This is a genomic window from Aeromonas sp. sif2416, from assembly GCF_019218665.1.
Taxonomy (GTDB): domain Bacteria; phylum Pseudomonadota; class Gammaproteobacteria; order Enterobacterales; family Aeromonadaceae; genus Aeromonas; species Aeromonas encheleia.
Map to the genome: position 1 here is coordinate 177636 of NZ_JAHUXC010000002.1, position 18827 is coordinate 196462.

General features: G+C 62.1%; 19 protein-coding genes. 14 read left to right on the plus strand and 5 right to left on the minus strand.

Going from position 1 to position 18827, the window contains the following annotated elements:
• Positions 1-116: 116 nt before the first annotated feature.
• The 5 genes from KW821_RS04145 to KW821_RS04165 form a co-directional block, all read right to left on the minus strand.
• The gene (locus KW821_RS04145; RefSeq protein WP_218290541.1) at positions 117-1865 is read right to left on the minus strand and encodes a GGDEF and EAL domain-containing protein; all 1749 of its coding nucleotides are present in this window, start codon (positions 1863-1865) and stop codon (positions 117-119) included.
• 106 nt (positions 1866-1971) lie between these two features.
• Positions 1972-2340 carry a hypothetical protein gene (locus KW821_RS04150; RefSeq protein WP_218290542.1) on the minus strand — a complete coding sequence of 123 codons (369 nt, stop codon included), beginning with the start codon at positions 2338-2340 and terminating at the stop codon, positions 1972-1974.
• A 48-nt stretch (positions 2341-2388) separates the two neighbouring features.
• Entirely contained in the window at positions 2389-3057 is a 669-nt protein-coding gene (torD, locus tag KW821_RS04155) for a molecular chaperone TorD (RefSeq protein WP_218290543.1), read from the minus strand.
• A 252-nt stretch (positions 3058-3309) separates the two neighbouring features.
• Complete coding sequence (locus KW821_RS04160) at positions 3310-3714, minus strand: GFA family protein (protein ID WP_042652817.1); 405 nt, start codon at positions 3712-3714, stop codon at positions 3310-3312.
• Between the two features lie 37 nt (positions 3715-3751).
• On the minus strand, positions 3752-4039 hold the full coding sequence (locus KW821_RS04165) for a hypothetical protein (RefSeq protein WP_042652816.1): 288 nt from the start codon (positions 4037-4039) through the stop codon (positions 3752-3754).
• Positions 4040-4551: 512 nt separating this feature from the next.
• Here KW821_RS04165 and glyA point away from each other — a divergent pair.
• From glyA to KW821_RS04235, 14 genes are all read left to right on the plus strand, one after another.
• Positions 4552-5805: a serine hydroxymethyltransferase gene (gene glyA, locus KW821_RS04170; RefSeq protein ID WP_042652815.1), complete on the plus strand. Its 1254-nt coding sequence runs from the start codon at positions 4552-4554 to the stop codon at positions 5803-5805.
• Positions 5806-5912: 107 nt separating this feature from the next.
• Positions 5913-6332: a hypothetical protein gene (locus KW821_RS04175; protein ID WP_218290544.1), complete on the plus strand. Its 420-nt coding sequence runs from the start codon at positions 5913-5915 to the stop codon at positions 6330-6332.
• A gap of 158 nt (positions 6333-6490) precedes the next feature.
• Positions 6491-6940 carry a transcriptional regulator NrdR gene (gene nrdR, locus KW821_RS04180; RefSeq protein WP_042652812.1) on the plus strand — a complete coding sequence of 150 codons (450 nt, stop codon included), beginning with the start codon at positions 6491-6493 and terminating at the stop codon, positions 6938-6940.
• 75 nt (positions 6941-7015) lie between these two features.
• Positions 7016-8125 (plus strand): bifunctional diaminohydroxyphosphoribosylaminopyrimidine deaminase/5-amino-6-(5-phosphoribosylamino)uracil reductase RibD, encoded by a 1110-nt coding sequence (gene ribD / locus KW821_RS04185; RefSeq protein WP_042652811.1) that lies wholly within the window; start codon positions 7016-7018, stop codon positions 8123-8125.
• 55 nt (positions 8126-8180) lie between these two features.
• Complete coding sequence (locus KW821_RS04190; protein WP_218290545.1) at positions 8181-8834, plus strand: riboflavin synthase; 654 nt, start codon at positions 8181-8183, stop codon at positions 8832-8834.
• Positions 8835-8976: 142 nt separating this feature from the next.
• Positions 8977-10086, plus strand: coding sequence for a bifunctional 3,4-dihydroxy-2-butanone-4-phosphate synthase/GTP cyclohydrolase II (gene ribBA, locus KW821_RS04195; RefSeq protein WP_218290546.1), 1110 nt, complete (start codon positions 8977-8979; stop codon positions 10084-10086).
• Between the two features lie 201 nt (positions 10087-10287).
• Positions 10288-10758, plus strand: coding sequence for a 6,7-dimethyl-8-ribityllumazine synthase (ribE, locus tag KW821_RS04200; RefSeq protein ID WP_042652809.1), 471 nt, complete (start codon positions 10288-10290; stop codon positions 10756-10758).
• Positions 10759-10763: 5 nt separating this feature from the next.
• A complete protein-coding gene (gene nusB, locus KW821_RS04205; protein WP_042652808.1) occupies positions 10764-11177 on the plus strand; it encodes a transcription antitermination factor NusB in 414 nt (137 codons plus the stop codon).
• A gap of 57 nt (positions 11178-11234) precedes the next feature.
• Positions 11235-12194, plus strand: a complete 960-nt coding sequence (gene thiL / locus KW821_RS04210) for a thiamine-phosphate kinase (protein ID WP_042652807.1) — start codon at positions 11235-11237, stop codon at positions 12192-12194.
• Complete coding sequence (locus tag KW821_RS04215) at positions 12191-12673, plus strand: phosphatidylglycerophosphatase A (protein WP_042652806.1); 483 nt, start codon at positions 12191-12193, stop codon at positions 12671-12673. The genes thiL and KW821_RS04215 overlap by 4 nt, the downstream gene beginning before the upstream one ends.
• A 609-nt stretch (positions 12674-13282) precedes the next feature.
• The gene (locus KW821_RS04220) at positions 13283-15007 is read left to right on the plus strand and encodes an ABC transporter ATP-binding protein (RefSeq protein ID WP_218290547.1); all 1725 of its coding nucleotides are present in this window, start codon (positions 13283-13285) and stop codon (positions 15005-15007) included.
• Between the two features lie 71 nt (positions 15008-15078).
• Positions 15079-16635 carry an ABC transporter substrate-binding protein gene (locus tag KW821_RS04225; protein WP_218290548.1) on the plus strand — a complete coding sequence of 519 codons (1557 nt, stop codon included), beginning with the start codon at positions 15079-15081 and terminating at the stop codon, positions 16633-16635.
• A gap of 97 nt (positions 16636-16732) precedes the next feature.
• Positions 16733-17707: an ABC transporter permease gene (locus KW821_RS04230; RefSeq protein WP_042652803.1), complete on the plus strand. Its 975-nt coding sequence runs from the start codon at positions 16733-16735 to the stop codon at positions 17705-17707.
• A gap of 103 nt (positions 17708-17810) precedes the next feature.
• Positions 17811-18752 (plus strand): ABC transporter permease, encoded by a 942-nt coding sequence (locus KW821_RS04235; RefSeq protein WP_042652802.1) that lies wholly within the window; start codon positions 17811-17813, stop codon positions 18750-18752.
• The last annotated feature ends 75 nt before the right edge of the window (positions 18753-18827 follow it).

The following is an 18827-nucleotide window of genomic DNA, read 5'->3' on the forward strand; positions in this document are numbered from 1 at the left end:
GTGAGGGCAATTAGACTTTTGGATAGCGACGAGAGGATGAGGAGAGGGGCCCCTGGGCCAAGCGGGATGACAGCAGAAAGGGAGCCAGGGGCTCCCTTTTTCGCGCCATGGGGGCGCTAGCAGCAGAGGCCGCCGTCTGGGGCCAGCTTGCTGGCCAGGTGGGACTTTGACAGCGGGTGGCTGAACAGATAGCCCTGGCCCTCCTCGCAGCGCAGTGACTGCAAGAACTGGCGCTGGGACTGGGTCTCGATGCCTTCGGCGGTGACCGCCATGCCGAGGCTGCCCGCCAGATGGACTATGGTGCGGCACAGCTCCCGGCTGTGCTTGTCATCGGGCAGGGCCTGGACGAAGGTCCTGTCTATCTTGATGCGATCGATGGGCAGGCTTTTCAGCAGGCTCAGAGAGGAGAAGCCGGTGCCGAAATCATCGATGGCGATCTGCACCCCCAGCGCCTTGAGACGGGTAAACAGCTGCAGGCTCTGATCCACGCTCTGGATGATGCTCTCGGTCACTTCTAGCTCCAGCAACGCCGGCGGGAAGCCGGTCTCCGCCAGGATGGCGGCTACCCGCTCCACATAGTCGAGGGCGCGCATCTCCCTGACCGACACATTGACGGACAGGCGGGGCACCGAGAGGCCGTTCGCCAGCCAGCGCTGACCCTGCTGACAGGCGGTGCGCATCACCCACTCGCCGAGCCGCTCTATCAGGCCGCACTCCTCCGCCACCGGGATGAAGCGGGCGGGGGAGATGACGCCCTCGCTCGGGTGTTGCCAGCGCACCAGGGCCTCCAGCCCACTGAGCCGATCGCTGGCCAGATCCGTCATGGGTTGATACAGCAGGCGAAACTGCTGCTGGGCCATGGCCTTGATCAGCCCCTGCTCCAGCAGCATGCGCTCTCTGCACTGCTCGGCCATGGCGGGGGAGTAGAACAGATGGCCATTATGGCCCTGGCGCTTCGCCTCGTGCATGGCGCTGTCGGCCGCGCTGATGAGGGCGTCCGCGCTCTGGCCATGATCCGGGTAGAGCGCTATGCCGATGCTGGCCGAGACGGCCACCTGCTCCTGCCCCAGCTCGACCGGCTCGTGCAGGCTGAGCAGCAGCTGCTCGGCCAGGGCCACCAGGCGCTGTGGCTGCTCGACCCCGGGGATCAGCAGCAGAAACTCATCCCCGCCGAGCCGGGTGGCCAGATCGCCGGGGCGCAGGCGATGGCGGATGCGCCGGGCCAGTTGCTTGAGCAGTTGATCCCCGGCGTCGTGCCCCAGGTTGTCGTTGATCAGCTTGAAGCCGTCGAGATCGATAAACAGCAGGGCAAACTGGTGCTGGTTGAGCCTGGCCGCCTCGAGCTCCAGCGCGAGCCGCTCCTGCAACAGGCGGCGATTGCCGAGATCGGTGAGGGGATCATGGTAGGCGAGGTGCTGGAGTCGGGCCTCGGCCTGCTGCAGCCGCGCTTCCTGGCTGCGGCAGACGGCCTCCTGGTCGATGTTGCGCATGGTGACGAGGAGGCTCTCCGGGGCACCCCTGGCATCCAGCATGGGGCTGCAACTGGCCTGCCAGTATCGCGACCACGCCGGATGGAGGGGGTTGCTCCCCTTCAGGATCAGTGAGGAGTGCGGTAGCGCCTGAGTGATGGGGGGCGTCTGCAGGGGAGCGAAACCGGGGTTTATCTCGAGCAGGCTCTTGCCGAGCAGTTCCGCCAGGGGAAGGCCATGGATCTCGGCGAAGGTCCCATTGACGCTGCGGCATCTGAGCTCACGATCGAATACCCCTATGCCAAACGGCGCCAGATCGAACAACTGCTGCAATTCATGGAGGGACAGCTGCGGGAGACAGGGATCCTGAACCGATTCGGGTAGCGCTTTTGCCATGGAGGCTCCTGAATTGATGTTGTTGTCATTTACTGCTGAGAGTCAGTATGGCAGGAAGTCACCGGAGGGAAAGCAAGCCAGGGAATGGAGTCAAATCAAGGGGATGTCAGCCTTTCTGGCGACCGAATGCCTGGATGCCGCGCACCAGTACCAGCAGGCCCAGCAGGTGAAAAGGCAGGGCGAGGGCGAGCAACAACAGCCAGTGGGCGGTGCTGCCGCTGCAGTTGATGAAATCGAACCAGGCCACCAGCAGGGTGAGCATGCCGGCTATCTGGAAGCGGCGGCGCAGCACGACCTCCACCCCCAGGTTGGCGAGATAGAGGGTCAGCAGTATGCCGGCGAAGCCGGTGAGCTGGGCGGCGCCGTAGAGCTCCCTGTCCGGGTTGAACAACAGGGCCGCCAAGGGAAGCAAGCCCTGGTCCATCGGAATAAAGGTGAGCAGCCAGCAGGCGATCAACAGCAGGGCCGTCTTCATGGCATCGAGCGCCGGCAGATCATGAGCAGCGGAGCCCTCTTCATCCGATCAGTCGGCGGCTTGCGCCGGCTTGATCAGGTTGAGGTAGTTGGCATCCATGCCGAGGAAGACCCCCAGCAGGCGGGCACTGGCGCCGTAGAAGCCAAACCGGTCGGCCTTGCGGCAAGCCTGCTCGAAGTCGGCAAACCAGCCGAGCAGGTGTTGATGTAGCAGCGCCTCCTGCTCCTGCAGCCACTGCGCTCGCTCGGCCGCGGTGCTGGCCTCGGCGGCGCGGATGATGAGACTGCCCATCAGGTCCAGCTCGATGGCCAGGTGATCGGCAGGTTCCTTGTACTTGTCGCTGACGTCTATGCCCAGCCGCTGCAGGCGAGCCTGCATCTCGGTCATGGGCGCCTGCATCAGCAGCCTGGCATCGCCCCGATAGAGGGACTCGTAGGGCAGGGCCCCCTGCTTGGGATCGACCAAGAACAGAGCGGCGAAGTCGGCGGCCAGCTCCCGCTGGCGATCCGGGCGCACCAGCAGGCGGGCGATGGCGTCGTTGAGCTCGGCCACGGCGTCGCGCATGGGATCCAGCGTGGAGAGACTCTTCAGGAAGCTGCGCACATCGTAGCTGTCATACTCGGCGATCTGATCATCGTTGAGCTCGGCGGCAAACAGGGTGGAAAACCACCAGTAGAGTTCGGCCCGGCGTTCGCTGGTAGCCATAAATTCCTGCATTTTTCCTCCGTGGATGACAATCGGGAGCCTGGATGGCCCCCGATTCTAACGACTTTAAAAATAAAGGAAACTCAAGGGGCGGTTTTGACCGGTACCGCTCACAGTGCCGGGAACATGGGATCGATGCCGGTGCGCCGATACTGGTGGGGGACTGCCGGCGCCTGGCCCTGGAATTGCTCGATAGCCTGGTGTGGGCCCTGGTGGTCTGGGCCACCAGGGCGCTTGTCCCAGAACATCGAAGCGCAGACGGGATCAGGCCGGTGGCCGGCTCTCGAACTGCGGGCAGTCGTCTCCGATCTGGTGCCAGGGCGCCTTGGAGCCGACGAAGATGTGAAAGGCCGGTTGCTGGCTCGGCACATCATCGAGCACGCCGAGCCGCAGGTTGATCTTGCCGCTGCTGTGCTTCTGGCTGAACAGGCTGGAGCCGCAGTGGCGGCAGAAGGCGAGGGAGGTCTCCGCCGACTTCTGGAAGCGCGCTATGGCCTCGGCTCCCCGCACTATGGTCACCTTGTCCCCGTCCAGCCCGCCGACCGAGGCGTAATCCGACCCCGAAAACTTGCGGCACTCGCTGCAATGGCAGTTGCCCATGTAGTCGAATCGATCCGGCAGGCTCAGGCCGACGGCCCCGCACAGGCAACTGGCGTGTAGCATCCTCATCTCTCTTCCTCGTATTGGGTTGGTGGCTCAGGCCATGTTAGTCGTCCTTCGCGCGAAACAGGACCCGCTTGCACTTGGCGCAGGCCCACTCGCGCCGAAAGTCGGCCAGATGGACCAGACCGACCTCCAGCTGCTTGTGGTGACCGCAGTGGCAGCAGAACACTATCTTGCCGTCCACCGCGTCCGGATGGGCCGCCAGGTATTGGGCCCGGGTGGGCAGCTCCTCCCAGTGGGTGCTCGGGACGCGCTTGCGTTGATGGGTGTAGTAGACCCAGTAGAACAGAAAGAAAGCAACCAGGATGATGAAGGTCAGCAAATGATCCATCGCGATGTTCCCCGTGTCGGTGTGCCCAGTATTCAATCAAAATTCGATTCGAATGAATATGTTACAAGAGCGGGTCTGCCCTGGTTGTGATCCGCTTCGGATTTTGACTCAGGGAGCGCCCGCCGCCGTGCCGACCCGCTAGACGGGGCGGAAGCCGCCATCGGAGCGGGCGTCGCCGGGTTCGCTCAGGGGGGCTGGATACCGATCTGGCCCTGCTCGGCCAGCCGAGGTCCGGCAGTTGATCGCGCTGGTGTTGTTTGCCGAACACTTCGTAAAACTGGAGACGAGCGGGTCTGAAACGGGGGCGCCAGCGCCACAATTTGCGGCTGAGGTGGGGGAGTGGCACGACGGGCTGGCAGGGAAAATGGCGTCGCCGACCTAAATTACTTTGCATTTTATAACATGGATTCAACATTTTTTTGGGTGGTCGGACTGTCTCTTTGATCCCGCTCCGGTTACAATGCGCGGGCCCACTTCATCTATCGCGCAAACGATTTTCAGGAGATAAACGGATGTTGAAACGTGACATGACCATCGCCGGCTACGATCCCGAGCTGTGGCAGGCCATCACAGACGAAACCCGTCGTCAGGAAGAACATATCGAGCTGATCGCGTCTGAGAACTACACCAGCCCCCGCGTCATGGAAGCCCAAGGCTCCCAGCTGACCAACAAGTACGCCGAAGGCTATCCGGCCAAGCGCTACTACGGTGGTTGCGAGTACGTCGATGTGGTTGAGACCCTGGCCATCGAACGCGCCAAGGAACTGTTTGGTGCCACTTATGCCAACGTGCAGCCGCACTCCGGCTCCCAGGCCAACAGCGCCGTCTACATGGCCCTGCTGCAGCCGGGCGACACCGTGCTGGGGATGAACCTGGCCCACGGCGGTCACCTGACTCACGGTTCCCCGGTGAACTTCTCCGGCAAGCTGTACAACATCATTCCCTACGGCATCGATGAGTCCGGCAAGATCGACTACGAGGAGATGGAGCGTCTGGCAGTCGAGCACAAGCCTAAGATGATGATCGGTGGCTTCTCCGCTTACTCCGGTGTGGTCGACTGGGCGCGCATGCGCGAAATCGCCGACAAGATCGGTGCCTGGCTGTTCGTCGACATGGCCCACGTGGCGGGTCTGATCGCCGCCGGCGTCTACCCGAACCCGGTGCCCCACGCCCACGTGGTCACCTCCACCACCCACAAGACCCTGGCCGGTCCCCGTGGTGGTCTGATCCTCTCCGCCGCCGATGACGAAGATCTGTACAAGAAGCTGAACTCCGCCGTCTTCCCGGGCGGCCAGGGCGGCCCGCTGATGCATGTCATCGCCGGCAAGGCCGTGGCGTTCAAGGAAGCGCTTGAGCCGGAATTCAAGACCTACCAGGCTCAGGTCGTCAAGAACGCCAAGGCCATGGTCGAGGTGTTCCTGGCCCGCGGTTACAAGATCGTCTCCGGCGGTACCGACAACCACCTCATGCTGGTGGATCTGATCGGCCGCGAGCTGACCGGCAAAGAGGCCGATGCGGCCCTCGGCAAGGCCAACATTACCGTCAACAAGAACTCGGTGCCCAACGATCCGCGCTCCCCCTTCGTGACCTCCGGCGTGCGCCTGGGGACCCCGGCCATCACCCGCCGCGGTTTCAAGGAAGCCGAGAGCAAGCAGCTGGCTGGCTGGATCTGTGACGTGCTGGACAACCCTGCCAACGACGAAGTGCTGGCCAACGTGCGTGAGCAGGTGCTGGACATCTGCCGCCGCTTCCCGGTCTATGCCTGATAAGTCGGTTGTGCCGATGTGAGACCAATGCCACCCTCGGGTGGCATTGTTTTTTGGGTCTCGGTGCCGCCATGGGCCGAGCGTCATAGGCAGACAGAGGAGGCCCCATGTCCCATGCCACCGATGAGGAGTCGATCCTCTCCATCCGTGCCCAGTACCACTTTCGCCCCGCGCCTGAGGGCCTGCTGGCGTGGGACGTGCGCAGGCTGGTGAGGCTCAGCCGTGAGCTGCCAGTGCGCCCTGTCCCCCTCTCGCAGATTGCGGAACTGGACAGCGTGCACTGGTACGGACATGGGAGCGTGAGGCCCACGGTGCGCAGCATAATAGAGCACTGTCAGCTGATGCTGGCCGCCGATCTCGTCTATCCCATCATCCTGGACAGTGCGGGACGGGTCATGGATGGCATGCACAGGGTGAGCAAGGCCTTGATGCAGGGTCACACCCATATCGATGCCGTACAGTTTGGGCAAGACCCCGTTCCAGACTATGTGGATTGCGACCCCGACTCCCTGCCCTATGACGACTGATTGGCGCCGCCGTAGCGAGCCCGATGCCACCCCTCGGGTGGCATTGTTTTTTCTGGGCTTTTACCGGTTTTGGGTGGCCGTGTTACACTGGCTGACCAAGATCCTGACCCTAGTGGCAGGTGACCCTTTACTTGCCATGAGTTTGCGCCGGAGGTCCGATGCATTGCCCTTTCTGTAGCGCCGTTGATACCAAGGTGATCGATTCCCGTCTGGTGGCAGAAGGCCATCAGGTGCGCCGTCGCCGCGAGTGTTTGCTCTGCCACGAGCGGTTCACCACCTTCGAGATGGCCGAGCTGGTGATGCCGCGCATCATCAAGTCCAATGGTTCTCGCGAGCCCTTCAACGAAGACAAGCTGCGGGGCGGCATCTTGCGGGCACTGGAAAAACGCCCGGTGAGCATGGAAGCCATCGAGAAGGGGGTCAATCACATCAAGTCCCGCCTGCGCGCCACCGGTGAGCGGGAGGTGGCCTCCCAGCTGGTGGGTAACCTGGTGATGGACGAGCTCAAGACCCTCGACAAGGTGGCCTACATCCGCTTCGCCTCCGTCTATCGCAGCTTCGAAGATATCCGCGAATTTGGCGAAGAGATCGCCAAGCTGGAGAAATAAGCTTCCCCAACGTCCGATTGCGCTGCGCCAATCGAACCTACAACGCCCATTTTCTCGCTTTGAACGGGAGCCCAGATGTTTAGTCAAGATGATTACCAATGGATGAGTCGGGCCCTCGAACTGGCCCGCCGTGGTCGTTACACCACGGCCCCCAACCCCTGCGTCGGCGCCGTGCTGGTGAAGGCCGGGGTGGTGGTCGGGGAGGGCTGGCACCAGCGTGCCGGCGAACCCCACGCCGAGGTCTATGCGCTGCATGCCGCCGGTGAAGAGGCTCGCGGCGCCACCGCCTACGTGACCCTGGAACCCTGTTCCCATCATGGTCGCACCCCGCCCTGCGCCGAGGCGCTGATCAAGGCCGGGGTGACCCGGGTGGTCGCCGCCATGGTGGATCCCAATCCCCAGGTGGGGGGCCGTGGCCTGCGCATGCTGTCGGAGGCCGGCATCAAGGCCGACTTCGGCCTGCTCAGCGCCGAGGCCGAGGCGCTCAACCCGGGCTTCTTCAAGCGGATGCGCACCGCCTTCCCGCAGGTGACGGTCAAGCTGGGCGCGAGCCTGGATGGCCGCACTGCCATGGCAAGCGGCGAGAGCCAGTGGATAACCGGCCCCCTGGCCCGCGCCGACGTGCAGCGCCTGCGGGCCCGCCACGACGCCGTGCTCTCCAGTGCCGAGACGGTGCTGACCGACGGCGCCTCCCTCAACGTGCGTTGGGACGAGCTGCCCGCCTCCGTCAAGGCGGTCTATCCCAAGGAGGCCCTGCGCCAGCCGCTGCGGGTCATCATCGACTCCCAGAACCGCTTGACCCCTGACTTGCCGCTGTTCAAGACCACGGGGCCCGTGCTGTTGGCCCGTCACAAGGTCGGCGGTGACTGGCCCGACTGGGTGCAGCAGCTGGAGCTGCCGCTGCTGGATGGCAAGCTTGATCTGGTCAGCCTGTTCATGCTGCTGGCCAAGCAGAACATCAACTCAGTGTTGGTGGAGGCGGGGCCGCGGCTGTGCGGCGCCCTGTTGGGCAAGGGGCTGGTGGATGAGCTGGTGCTCTATCAGGCCCCCAAGCTGCTGGGGGATGAGGGGCGCGGCCTGTTCCATCTGCCCGAGTTGACCCGCCTGTTCCAGGCACCCAAGCTCAACATCAAGGATGTGCGGCTGGTGGGGCAGGATATCCGCATCACGGCCCGGGTGGTCTGACTCTTCAACGCTTAGCCGGGGCTGATTGGGCCCCGTCATCATCAAGGTGATCTGCATGTTTACCGGCATTATCGAAGCGATGGGCACCCTGGCCGCCTTGCGCCGCCAGGGGGAGGACATGGCCCTCACAGTGCAGGCCCCTGGCCTGGACTTCAGCGACATAAAACTTGGCGACTCCATCGCCACCAACGGCGTCTGCCTGACGGTGGTGAGCCTGGGGGACAAGAGCTACACCGCCGATGTCTCCCTGGAGACCCTGTCCCGCACCGGCTTCGCCGCGGCCAAGGTAGGCGATCCCGTCAACCTGGAGAAGGCGCTGATGCCGACCTCCCGCCTCGGCGGCCACCTGGTCTCCGGTCACGTGGACGGGGTGGGGGAGGTGAAGAGCAAGTCCAGCAGCGGCCGCGCCATCGAGTATTGGATAGCTGCGCCGGCGGAGCTCTCCCGCTACATCGCCGAGAAGGGCTCGATCGCGGTGGATGGCATCAGCCTCACGGTCAATGCGGTGCAGGGCAACCTGTTCCGCCTCACCATAGTGCCTCACACCGCCCAGGAGACCACCATAGCCCGCTGGAAGCCGGGCCATCGCGTGAACCTCGAGGTGGATCAGATAGCCCGTTATCTGGAGCGACTGATGCAGGGCAAGGCGCAGGAGAGCGGCGGCTCTAGCCTGACCCTGGAGAAGCTGGCGCAATCCGGCTTCCTGTGAGGCGGTGGCGGGCAACGAAAAGGGATTTCTGTGATCCCGCCCCGGTTGAAATGGGGGCCAGCGCCCCCATCTAGGACAGAATGACGCAGTATCAAGTCGAGCCCGCAGGCTCAATCCCCGAAGCATGTTGATGGAGTAGCCCATGGCGCTGAGCACAACCCAGGAAATCATTGCCGATATCAAGGCTGGCAAGATGGTGATCCTGATGGATGACGAAGACAGGGAGAATGAAGGGGACCTCATCATGGCCGCCTCCTGTGTCCGGCCGGAAGACATCAACTTCATGGCCCGTTACGGCCGTGGGTTGATCTGCCTGACCCTGACCCGGGATCGCTGCAAGCAGCTGGCGCTGCCGCTGATGGTTGATCGCAACAACGCCCAGTTCTCTACCGCCTTCACCGTGACCATAGAGGCCGCCGAGGGGGTGACCACCGGTATCTCCGCCGCCGACCGTGCCGTGACCGTGCAGGCTGCGGTGGCCCCAAACGCCAAGGCCGCCGATCTGGTACAGCCTGGCCACATCTTCCCGCTGATGGCGCAGGATGGTGGCGTGCTGACCCGCGCCGGTCACACCGAGGCGGGTTGCGATCTGGCCCGGCTGGCGGGCCATGAGGCGGCCTCCGTCATCGTCGAGATCCTCAACGAAGACGGCACCATGGCCCGTCGCCCGGATCTGGAAGTGTTTGCCGAGCAGCACGGCATCCGGCTCGGCACCATCGCCGACCTCATTGAGTACCGCAACCAGCACGAGACCACGGTCGAGCAGGTGGCCGAGTGCAAGCTGCCCACCGAGCATGGCGAATTCGACCTCATCACCTTCCGCGACACCATTGACAACCAGGTGCACTTCGCCCTGAAGAAGGGGCATATCCAGGCCGATACCCCGACCCTGGTGCGGGTCCACCTGCACGACGTGCTGAGCGATCTGCTGCTGACCGACCGTCACAGCGCCCGCAGCTGGCCCTTGCCCAAGTCCATGGCGCGCATCGCCGAGGAGGGCGGCGTGCTGGTGATCCTGGGGGCGGAAGCCCAGGGTGATGAGCTGCTGGCCCGGGTCAAGGCCTTCGAGGCCGCCGACAAGGGGTTGCAACCGGAAGGGGCCAAGTGGCAGGGCACCTCGCGCCGGGTCGGCGTGGGCTCCCAGATCCTCAAGGCGCTCGGCGTCGGCAAGATGCGGCTGCTGAGCTCCCCCAAGAAATATCACGCCCTCGGCGGCTTCGGCCTGGAAGTGGTGGAGTACGTCGGCGAATAAGCGCCGGACGGAGGAGGAGGCGGCTGCCGTGCCCGCCCGGGGCATGCCATGCGCTCCCCTGGCGGATCAACGTGGCGGCCGCATGAATCGCCAAACCATGCTCGCCTCGTGCGGGCATGGTTTTTGTCGTGGGTCTGTTGTGCTAGAATGTGCGCACTTTTGACTCCGGCCCTTTTTGATTGCACAGAGACAGGATTTCCAATGAAGATTATCGAAGGAAATATCGCCGCTCCCGAGGCGCGTGTTGCTATTGTCGTTGCCCGTTTCAACAGCTTCATCAATGAAAGCCTGGTGGATGGTGCGGTGGATGTACTGAAGCGTCAAGGCCAGGTCCAGGACAGCAATCTGACCCTGGTACGAGTGCCGGGTGCCGTCGAAATTCCCTTGGCTATCAAGAAGCTGGCCAAGAGTGGTCAATACGATGCCATCATCGCGCTGGGCACCGTCATCCGCGGTGGTACCTACCACTTCGAGCTGGTGGCAAGCGAGAGCAGCAAGGGCATGGCCCAGGTAATGATGGAATATGAGATTCCGGTTGCCTTCGGTGTGCTGACCACCGAAAACATTGAACAAGCCATCGAGCGCGCCGGTACCAAGGCGGGTAACAAGGGTGCAGAGGCTGCACTGAGCGCGCTCGAAATGATCAACGTCCTGAAACAGCTTGAGGAATAAATACATTGAAACCGTCCGAGCGCCGTAAAGCCCGCCATTGCGCCACCCAGGCCATCTACCAGTGGCAGATGACCAAGGCCAACGTGGGCGACATCGAAGAGCAGTTCAAGATCGATCAGGACACCAAGGGTGTGGACCTGAGCTATTTCCGCGATCTGCTGTTCGGGGTAGCCGTTCACTGCAACGAGCTGGACAAGGTGTTCTCACCTTTCCTCTCCCGTCCGCTGGAAGAAGTGGACATGGTGGACAAGGCGATCCTGCGTCTGGCGACCTACGAGCTGACCCGTCGTGATGATGTGCCGCCCCGTGTGGTGATCAACGAAGCGATCGAGCTAGCCAAAGCCTTTGCTGCCGATGACAGCCACAAGTTTGTCAACGGTGTACTGGACAAGGTGATCAAGACGCTGAGCAAGCGTTGATCCTGCCGTCCATCAGCATTAAGAGAGGAGCCAGCCTAACCGCTGGCTTTTTACTGTATGGGTGAATTTGAGCTGATTGAGAAGTACTTCAAGGTCCCCCACGCCCGCAAGGATGTGGTGATGGGCCCTGGAGATGACTGCGCCCTGCTGACCCTGCCCGCCGATACCCAGCTGGCGGTGAGCACAGATACCCTGGTCAGCGGCGTGCATTTCTTTCCCGACATGGATCCGGTGGATCTCGGCTACAAGGCGCTGGCGGTCAATCTGTCCGATCTCGCCGCCATGGGCGCCGAGCCGCGCTGGGTCTCCATGGCGCTGACCCTGCCTGCCATCAACGAGGCCTGGGTCGCCGGCTTCGCCGAGGGTTTCCTCGAGCTCGCCGAATACTACAACGTGGCGCTGGTGGGCGGGGACATGACCCGCGGGCCGCTCTCCATCACCGTCTCGGTGAAGGGATCCGTGCCGACCGGGCGGGCGCTGCTGCGCAGCGGTGCCAAGGCCGGCGACGGCATCTATGTCACCGGTACCCTGGGGGATGCCGCCCTGGCGCTGTCCCACCTGCTCGGCAAGCGGGCGCTCAACGAGAACCAGCTGGCCGCGGTGCTGCCGCGCCTCGATCATCCCCATCCCCGCATCCTGGCGGGGCAGGCGCTGCGCGGGCTGGCGAACAGTGCGCTGGATCTCTCCGACGGCCTGGCCTCGGATCTCGGCCACATCCTCAAGGCCTCCGGGGTGCGGGCGCAGATCGATCTCGGCCTGCTGCCGCTCTCGCCGGTGCTGCAGGATGCGGTGCCCGAGCGGGACGCCTGGCAACTGGCGCTGGCCGGCGGTGATGACTACGAGCTCTGCTTCACAGTGCCGGAGGATCATCGCGGCGTGCTGGACACGGCGCTCGCCAACTGTGGCGTCAAGTTCACCCGCATCGGCCGCATCCTGGCGGGCGAGCCGGGCATCGACTACGTGCGGGGCGAGCTGCCGGTCGAGCTTCACCTCAAAGGCTGGGATCACTTCGCATGATAAAACCCGAGCTGAAGAAGCTGAACCTGAAGAATCCCCGCCACCTGCTGGCGGTGGGGTTCGGTGCCGGTCTGTCACCCAGGGCGCCGGGCACCATGGGGACGCTGGTGGCCATACCGCTCTACCTGCTGGTGAGCGGGCTCTCCACCCCCTGGTTCATCGCCCTGCTGGCGGTGGGCTTCGTGGTGGGGATCTGGCTCTGTCAGGGGGCCACCGACGCCATCGGCATGCCGGATCACGGCGCCATCGTCTGGGACGAGGTGATAGGTTTCGGGGTGACCATGATAGCGGCCCCCGCCGGTTGGGAATGGGTACTGGCCGGCTTCGTGCTGTTCCGGCTGTTCGATGTGCTCAAGCCCTGGCCCATCTCCTGGTTCGATCGCCGCATTCACGGCGGCGTCGGCATCATGCTGGACGATCTGATCGCCGGCCTGTTTGCCCTGCTGTGCATGCAGCTGCTGGCACTCTGGTGCCTGTGAGTCAGCGCCCTACCAGATGAGTGCAGGCCCGGCTTCATGCCGGGCCGATTTGCCCCCCTTGTTTTGTATGCAATTATGGCCGCTTCCTGTCCCTTGGGCCGATCGGCCCTGCGGCGGAACATGCTGCTTTCCCCCTATTTACCTCTGCTTACTTTTCCTTCATCCAGATATGCTGTCGTTAAAAAATCATTTCACATAAATATTCACTACTCATTCGAGCCTCGCCAGGCCAGGTGGAATAGTTGATACGGTTGCTTGTTGCGTCATTGTTGAAATTTAAATAAGACAATCGCTCGCATCGCCATCACAATCTCTGGTAATGTGATTTATATCGACATTTTACGCCTATGGTCAGTGTGTTATCTGCGCAAAGTATTGCGAAATTGTATAACTGGATCATTTACACCCGCGGGCAAACCGACTAACTTACTCGCGGGTTATTCCAAAAAAATGCAAAAAACCCGCCCGGATCGCTGGTTTGGCTGCCTCATGGATTGAGCGTTTCTTACTCACACTAAGCACTCAAGATAAGTACCCAAGGCACAACCAGCATCTGCGGCTGATTTACGGACGAATTATTTGGGACGGATGTCCCCCGCAGAGGTAACCATGTCCTTGCTCGAAGTGAAAAACTTGCGGATCGAGTACCCCTCCCGCTATGGGGTACTGGCCGCGGTCAAAGATCTCTCTTTCTCTGTCGAAAAGGGAGAGATCGTCGGAGTGGTCGGCGAATCAGGTGCCGGCAAATCCACCATCGGCAATGCCGTCATCGATCTGTTGAGCCCGCCCGGCCGCATCGCCCGGGGTGACATCTACCTCAATGGCGAGCTCATCTCCGGCAAGAGCCAAAACGAGATGCGGGCCATCCGTGGCTCCCGTATCGGCTTCATCTTCCAGGATCCCATGACCTCCCTCAACCCGCTGTTCACCGTCGAGCAGCAGCTGGTGGAGACCATACTGGCCAATACCGAGCTCTCCCGCGACGCCGCCTTTGCCAAGGCGCTTGAGCTGATGGGCGCGGTCGGGATCCCGCAGCCGGACGTGCGCATCAAGCAGTATCCTCATCAATTCTCCGGTGGCATGCGCCAGCGGGTAGTCATCGCCATCGCCCTGTCGGGGGATCCCGAGCTCATCATCGCCGATGAGCCGACCACGGCGTTGGACGTCTCCATTCAGGACCAGATCCTGCAGCTCATCCGCAACCTGTGCAAGGAGCGTCAGGTGGGCTGCATGCTGGTGACCCACGACATGGGCGTGGTCTCCAACGTCACCGACAAGGTGGCGGTGATGTATCGCGGCGATCTGGTGGAGTTCGGCACCACCGAACAGGTGCTGGGTAGCCCCAGCCACCCTTATACCCGCAGCCTCATCTCGGCGGTGCCCCGCTCCGACGTCAAGCTGGTGCGCTTCCCGCTGGTCTCCTACATCGAAGACGCCAGCGCGCCGGATCTCAGCATCGATCTCAAGACCCACTGGCTCGGCCAGAGCCAGGACGAGCGCAGCTATGAAGGCGCGCTGCTGCGGGTGGAGAACGTGGATCTGAGATTCGTCACCAAGAATTCCATCTTCCCGAGCCGTCGCCAGTATGTGCGCGCCTGCAACAACATCAGCTTCGAGATCTTCGAGGGGGAAACCTTCGGTTTGGTGGGGGAGTCGGGCTCCGGCAAGTCCACCATAGCCCGTGCCATCACCGGCCTCTATCCGCCCGATACCGGCAAGATAGTGTTCGAGGGGATCGACCTCACCGCCCTGAAAGGGGAGCATGAGCGCCGCCCGTTGCGCCGCCAGATGCAGATGGTGTTCCAGAACCCTTACTCCTCGATGAACCCGCGCATGAAGGTGCGTGACATCATCGCAGAGCCCATTCGCTTCCATAAACTCGCCAGCAGCGAGAGCCAGATCCAAGGGATAGTGAGCGACTTGCTCGATCACGTCGGCCTCGGCCGCGGTGCCGGGGTCAAGTATCCCCACGAGTTCTCCGGTGGCCAGCGCCAGCGCATCTCCATCGCCCGCGCCCTGGCGACCCGGCCGCGTTTCCTCATCTGCGACGAGCCGACCTCGGCGCTGGATGTCTCGGTGCAGGCCCAGATCCTCAACCTGCTCAAGGATTTGCAACAGGAGCTTGGGCTCACCATGCTGTTCATCAGCCACGACCTGCCGGTCATTCGCCAGATGTGTGATCGCATCGGGGTGATGCAGCACGGTCATCTGGTGGAGGTAGCCGAGACCGAGAAACTCTTTACCAATGCCGAGCATGAATACAGCCGCAAGCTGATCTCCCTCATGCCGGAATTTAAGGGAATGTCCCGCGAGGGGCTGGAAATCGCAAGCTAGGAAAGCACCGGCTCGCCGGTCTGTTTATCAACGATAGTGTCAATAAAAAAGCCAAAAGCATGGAGAAAGACATGAAGAAAGGATTATCCAAGATTGCCATGGCGCTGTTCGCCGCTGGTCTCGCGTTTAACGTCTCTGCCGCCAACATCACAGTGGCCGTCGCCTCCGACGCCACCTCGCTGGATCCGCAGGAGCAGCTCTCCGGCCAGACTCTGGAGATGTCGCACCTGGTGTTCGATCCGCTGATGCGTTACACCCAGGATCTACAGTTCGAGCCGCGCCTGGCCGAGAAATTTGAGCGCATCGACGACAAGACAGTGCGTTTCCACCTGCGCAAGGGCGTCAAGTTCCACTCCGGCAACGCGTTCACCGCCGATGACGTGGTATGGACCGTCAACCGCCTGAAGGCCTCTCCCGACTTCAAGGCCATCTTCGACCCCATCGCCGAGGTGAAGAAGGTCGATGACCTGACCGTCGATCTGATCACCGCCAAGCCGTTCCCGCTGGTGCTGCAGACCGTCACCTACATCTTCCCGATGGACTCCAAGTTCTACACCGGCAAGGATGAAGCCGGCAAAGACAAGGCCGAGATCGTCAAGAACGGCAGCTCCTATGCCTCCACCCATGTCTCAGGTACCGGTCCGTTCAGCGTCAAGTTCCGTGAGCAGGGCGTCAAGCTCGAGTACGTTCGCAACGCCAACTACTGGGACAAGGCTTCCAAAGGCAACGTCGAGAACCTGACCGTGGTGCCGATCAAGGAAGATGCGACCCGCGTAGCCGCCCTGCTGGGTGGGGACGTGGACATGATCTACCCGGTCGCCCCGAACGATCTGGAGCGCGTGAAGAACGGCAAGGATTCCCAGCTGGTCACCCTGTCCGGTACCCGTGCCATCATCATCGAGCTGAACCAGAACACCAACCCGGCGCTGAAAGACAAGCGCGTGCGCCAGGCGATCAACTACGCCATCAACCAGGTGGGCATAGTCGACAAGATCAACAAAGGCTTCGGCACCCCGGCCGGCCAGCTGAGCCCGAAAGGCTATGCCGGCTACAACGAGGCGCTCAAGCCCCAGTATGATCTGGCCAAGGCCAAGGAGCTGATGAAGGAAGCCGGTTACGAGAAGGGCTTCAAAGTGAGCTTCATCTCCCCGGCCGCCCGTTACGTCAACGACGTCAAGATCGCCCAGGCGGTCTCCGCCATGCTGTCCAAGATCAACATCAAGGTGGATCTGAAGACCATGCCGGTGGCCCAGTACTGGCCCGAGTTTGACAAGTGCGCCTCCGACATGCAGCTGATTGGCTGGCATGCGGACACCGAAGACAGTGCGAACTTCTTCGAGTTCCTGACCTTCACCAAGGATGCCAAGACCGGCATGGGTCAGTACAACTGCGGCGGTTATGCCAACGCAGAAGCTGACAAGATGGTGATGGAAGCGAACACCGAGACAGATCCGGCCAAGCGTGCCGCCATCCTGCAGAAGGTGGAAGCCATGCTGATCGACGACGCTGCCTATGTGCCGTTGCACTGGGAAGACCTGGCCTATGGCGCCAAGAAGAACGTCGACATCAAGCCGGTGGTCAACGTGATGAACTTCCCTTACCTGGGTGACCTGGTGGTCAACAAGTAAGTAGAGTCGTAAGGAAGGACCCGGCGGGGGCAGCCATCGGCGCCCCCGCCATTAACAGAAGCCTGTGCCAAGACACAGGCCACGTAGAAGGACAAGCATGTTTACATTCCTGCTGAAACGGTTCTATCAGGCCGTGATAGTGATGTTCGTCATCAGCCTGGTCGCCTTCTCCATCCAGGACAACCTGGGGGATCCGCTGCGCGAGCTGGTGGGACAATCCGTCTCCGAGTCCGTGCGCCATGAGTTGCGCGAAAAGATGGGCCTTAACGATCCCTTTTTGGTGAAATACAGCCGCTTCTTGCAGAACGCAGTGCAAGGGGATCTGGGCACCTCCTACTTCTTCAAGCGACCAGCCCTCGAGGTCATCCTCGACAAGCTGGTGGCTACTCTTGAGCTGGTCTTTGCCGCCGCGCTGATCATCGTCGCCGTCTCCATTCCGCTGGGGGTTTACTCGGCGATAAGGCCACGCAGCTTCCTGACCAAGCTCATCATGGCGGTGAGCAGCATCGGCATCTCGATCCCGGTCTTCCTGACCGCCATCATGCTGATGTTCGTGTTCTCCATCCAGCTCGGCTGGCTGCCGGCCTATGGCCGTGGCGAGACCTACAACCTGCTGGGCTGGGAGTCGGGCTTCTTCACCTGGGATGGCATCAAGCATTTGATCCTGCCCGCGGTGTCGCTCTCCTCCATCATGCTGCCGCTGTTTATCCGGCTGGTGCGCTCCGAGATGCTGGAGCAGCTCTCCTCCGAGTACGTCAAGTTCGCGCGCGCCAAGGGGCTGGACAACAACAAGGTCTACTATCAGCACGCACTCAAGAACACCATGCTGCCGGTGATCACCGTCGGCGGCGTGCAGATCGGCACCATGGTGGCCTACACCATCTTGACCGAGAGCGTGTTCCAGTGGCCGGGCACGGGCTTCCTGTTCCTCGAGGCGATCCACCGGGTCGATACGCCGCTGATCACCGCCTACGTCATCTTCGTCGGGCTGATCTTCGTGGTGACCAATACCCTGGTCGACCTGCTCTACGGGTTTATCAACCCGACCGTTAACTTGACCGCCAAGGGGTAACACATGACTAATGCTGTGACTGTGAGCCGCTGTTTGACATGGCGCAACCATGCTGGCCGTGTCATCAACCCGGCTGTCTACCTGGCTACGAAGGGGTAAGCGCATGAGTAATGCAGTAACTGCGAGCCCAAGCCGCTGGGCTCGATTCAAGAACTCCGACATCGTCTACTACTTCCTGCGCGATAAAGTCGCCATGTTCAGCTTCGCCGTGTTCGTGGTGTTCGTGCTGGCCGCGCTGCTGTCGCCCTGGATCGCGCCGCACAACGTCTACGACCAGACCAGCTTCGATCTGATGGATGCGGAGCTGCCCCCCTCCTGGCTGAGTGGTGGCGAGGAGCGCTTCTGGCTCGGCACCGACAACCAGGGCCGCGACATCTGGAGCACCATCCTCTACGGTGCCCGCATCTCGCTGACCATAGGCCTGTTCGCGGTGGGGCTGCAGCTGGTGCTCGGCATCGTCATCGGCCTCATCGCCGGTTACTTCGGTGGCCGCATCGACAACCTGCTGATGCGCTTCGCCGACGTGCAGCTGTCGTTCTCGACCATGATGGTGGCGATCATCATCTCCGCCATCTTCCAGGCCAGCTTTGGCTCCGAGGTCTACTCCGAGTTCGCCATCGTCATGCTGGTGGTGATCATCGGCATCGCCGAGTGGCCGCAGTACGCCCGTACCGTGCGCGCCTCCGTGCTGGCCGAGAAGAAGAAGGAGTATGTGGAAGCGGCGCAGGTGATGGGTTTCCGTGCCCCGCGCATCATGTTCCGTCACATCTTGCCGAACTGCCTGTCACCCATCCTGGTCATCTCCACTGTGCAGGTGGCGAACGCCATCATGAGTGAGGCCGCGCTCTCCTTCCTGGGTCTCGGCATGCCGGTGGATCAGCCGTCGCTCGGCTCCCTCATCAGCGTGGGCTTCAACTACATCTTCTCCGGCTCCTGGTGGATCACCGCCTTCCCGGGGATCTGTCTGGTGGTGCTGGTGCTGGTGATCAACCTGCTCGGCGACTGGCTGCGGGATGTGTTCAACCCGAAGATCTACAAGGGCTGATGGCCTGATCCAGATCGCATCAAGCAATAAAAAAGGGCGCCTGTTCGGCGCCCTTTTTCTATCTGTGTGCTGGCT